The organism is Bradyrhizobium sp. PRIMUS42 (genome assembly GCF_023006515.1).
GTDB lineage: Bacteria > Pseudomonadota > Alphaproteobacteria > Rhizobiales > Xanthobacteraceae > Bradyrhizobium.
In genome coordinates this window covers 1-2938 of record NZ_JALBGZ010000748.1, presented here as the reverse complement: position 1 = coordinate 2938, position 2938 = coordinate 1, and the positions used below count along the sequence as shown (strand labels likewise).

The 2938-nt window shown below is 66.3% G+C and carries 3 protein-coding genes; 2 read left to right on the top strand and 1 reads right to left on the bottom strand.

The window, feature by feature from the left end:
- A partial coding sequence (locus MOV75_RS32965) for a MarR family winged helix-turn-helix transcriptional regulator (protein ID WP_247007414.1) occupies positions 1-437 on the top strand: 437 nt, incomplete at its 5' end.
- Positions 438-631: 194 nt separating this feature from the next.
- A complete protein-coding gene (gene atzF, locus MOV75_RS32960) occupies positions 632-2440 on the top strand; it encodes an allophanate hydrolase (protein ID WP_246921317.1) in 1809 nt (602 codons plus the stop codon).
- Positions 2441-2551: 111 nt separating this feature from the next.
- Here the strand turns inward: atzF and MOV75_RS32955 are convergent.
- Positions 2552-2938 (bottom strand): GntR family transcriptional regulator (locus MOV75_RS32955; RefSeq protein ID WP_247007413.1); only part of this gene is annotated, 387 nt, incomplete at its 5' end.

Below are 2938 nucleotides of genomic sequence, written 5' to 3'. Positions count from 1 at the left end.
CTCGCGATATCGCCGACGATGTCGGCCTCGACGCCCTGGTCGGGCACGCGGGCTATGCGGTGCGGCGCTTCCAGATCTGGATCTTCCAGGACTTCATCAGGACGCTCGGCGATGTCGACATCCGGCCGACGCAATATTCGGTGCTGACGGTGGTCGGGGCCAATCCGGGCCTGTCGCAGATGGCCGTGGCAAAGCGCCTCGGCATCGAGCGCGCCCGGCTGGTGCATCTGCTCGACAGCCTCGAACTGCGCAAGCTGGTCAAGCGGGTCAAGTCGAAGGCGGACCGGCGCTCGCATGCGCTGCATCTCACCGCGCAGGGCGAGACGGCGCTAGCGAAGTTCAAGCGGCTCGCGGCCGAGCACGAGCGAAACGTCGAGGCGAAGATCGGCAAGGAAAACCGGGCCCACCTGCTCCGGATCCTTGCCGGCTTCACCTGATCTCGACTGCCCATGATTTGAGCAGATGCCCGTCACAGGGCGCTGCCGCGACCGTCCGCCCGCCTGCCGAAACATCCCCCAAGCCACTGATCACACGATAATATCCGGAGCAATCGGGCTGCCCGGATATTGTACACAATGGCACATCGCTTGCTTCACTCCGGGCGAGGACGAATTGCCGGAGTTTTGTAGCCATGGGGGCTGAGCAGCCTGAAACGATCGCCGCGATTGTGGCCGCGCATCGCGCGGGCACGCTGACGCCGGCGCAGACGGTCGCGCGGACCTATCGGCGCATCCGCGACCACAACGATCTCGCCATCTTCATCAGCCTGCGCGACGAGAAGGACGCCATCGCGGAGGCCGAAAAGCTTGCTGCGCGGACGGACGCCGCCAACCTGGCGCTTTATGGCGTGCCGGTTGCGGTGAAGGACAATATCGACGCGCTGGGATTTCCGACCACCGCGGCCTGCCCGGCCTTCTCCACCACGCCGGCACACGATTCGACCGCGGTGGCGCGCCTGCGTGCCGCCGGCGCCATCATCATCGGCAAGACCAATCTCGACCAGTTCGCAACCGGCCTCGTCGGCGTGCGATCGCCCTACGGCATTCCCAAGAATTCAGTCCGTGACGATCTGATTCCCGGCGGATCGAGCTCGGGCTCCGCCGTCGCCGTCGGCGCCGGCCTCGTGCCGCTGTCGCTGGGCACCGACACCGCCGGCTCGGGCCGCGTCCCGGCGATGCTCAACAACATCGTCGGGCTGAAGCCCAGCCTCGGCATGATCTCGAATGCGGGACTGGTGCCGGCCTGCCGTACGCTCGATTGCATCTCGGTGTTCGCACTGACGGTGGACGATGCCGCGCTCGCTCTGTCCGTGATGGCGGGGCCAGACTCGGCCGATCCGTTCTCGCGCGACCGGCCGCTGGGTGCGCTCACGCCGTTCACGGCAGGCTTGCGCCTCGGCGTGCCTCGCAACGGACAGTTGATCTTCTTCGGCGACAAAGCATCCGAAGCTGCCTACGCCGATACGCTGAAGCGCTGGACCGCACTTGGCGCCACGCTGGTCGAGTTCGACCTCGAGCCGTTCTACGAGACGGCGCGACTGCTCTATGAGGGCCCGTGGGTCGCCGAGCGCTATCTCGTGATCAAGGATCTGCTCGCTTCCGCGCCCGATACGATCCATCCCGTGACACGCGAGATCACCGCGGCGGGCGCGCGGCTGACGGCGGCCGAGACCTTTTCAGCGCTCTACCGCCTGCAGGGCCTGCGCAAGATCGCCGAGCGCACCTTTGCCAATATCGACGCGCTGGTGCTGCCGACGGCGCCGACGGCCTATACGACCGAGCAGGTGCTCGCCAATCCGATCGAGCTCAACAGCCGCCTTGGCACCTACACCAATTTCGTCAATCTGCTCGACCTCTGCGGTCTTGCCGTTCCGGCGTCGATGCGCGCCGACGGCATTCCGTTCGGCATCACGCTGCTCGCGCCTGCCGGACGCGATGCGATGCTGGCCAGCATCGGCCGTGTCTTCCATGCGGATACGAAGTTGGGTCTCGGCGCAAAGAGCGTGGTGCAAGCACCGCTCGCACCGTTGCCGGCGAGCAGCGGCGACGAGATCCCGATCGCCGTGGTCGGTGCGCATCTGTCCGGCATGGTGCTGAACGGCGAGTTGACCGCGCTGAACGGCCATCTGGTCGAGGCAACAAGGACGGCGCCGGACTACAAGCTCTACGCGCTCAAGACCACCCCGCCAAAGCCGGGCCTGCTTCGCGTCGAGGCAGGCAAGGGCGCCGCGATCGAGCTGGAGATATGGTCGCTGTCGTCGTCCGCCTTCGGCAAGTTCGTCAATGCGATCCCCGCGCCGATGGCGATCGGCACGGTGCGGCTTGCGGATGGCCGCAGCGTGAAGGGATTTCTGGTCGAACCCGAGGTGCTGGGCGACGCGCGGGATATCACGACGTTTGGGGGATGGCGGAAGTATATGGCGGATACCGCAACAAAATAGGTCTCGTAGGGTGGGCAAAGCGAAGCGTGCCCACGATCTCGTCCTTCACGAAAAGAACGTGGGCACGGCGCTTTGCGCCTTTGCCCACCCTACGGCACCGAGCGCGTCGGCCTACACCGACACCGCGTAGATTTCGTACTCGCCGCGTACCAGCTCGATATGCGCGCGCATCGCGGCAGCGGCGCCCTGCTTGTCGCCGCGCATGATGGCGACGACGACGCGGTCGTGCTCGGCTTGCGATTTGGCGAGACGTCCGAGGTTGCGGAACTGGGCGCGGCGGAACGGCTGCACGCGCACGCGCGTCGCCAGCGTGATCTCGGCGATGTAGCCGTTCTGCGATCCGGCATAGATCGCATTGTGGAAGCGCTCGTTGACCTCGTGAAAGCGGTCGGGATTGCCGGTGTAGCTCAGCACCCGCAACTCCTCGTGGATGGCCTCCAGGCCGTGGCGCTCGGCCGCGGACATCCGCTCGGCGGCGAGCCCTGCGCACAGCGCCTC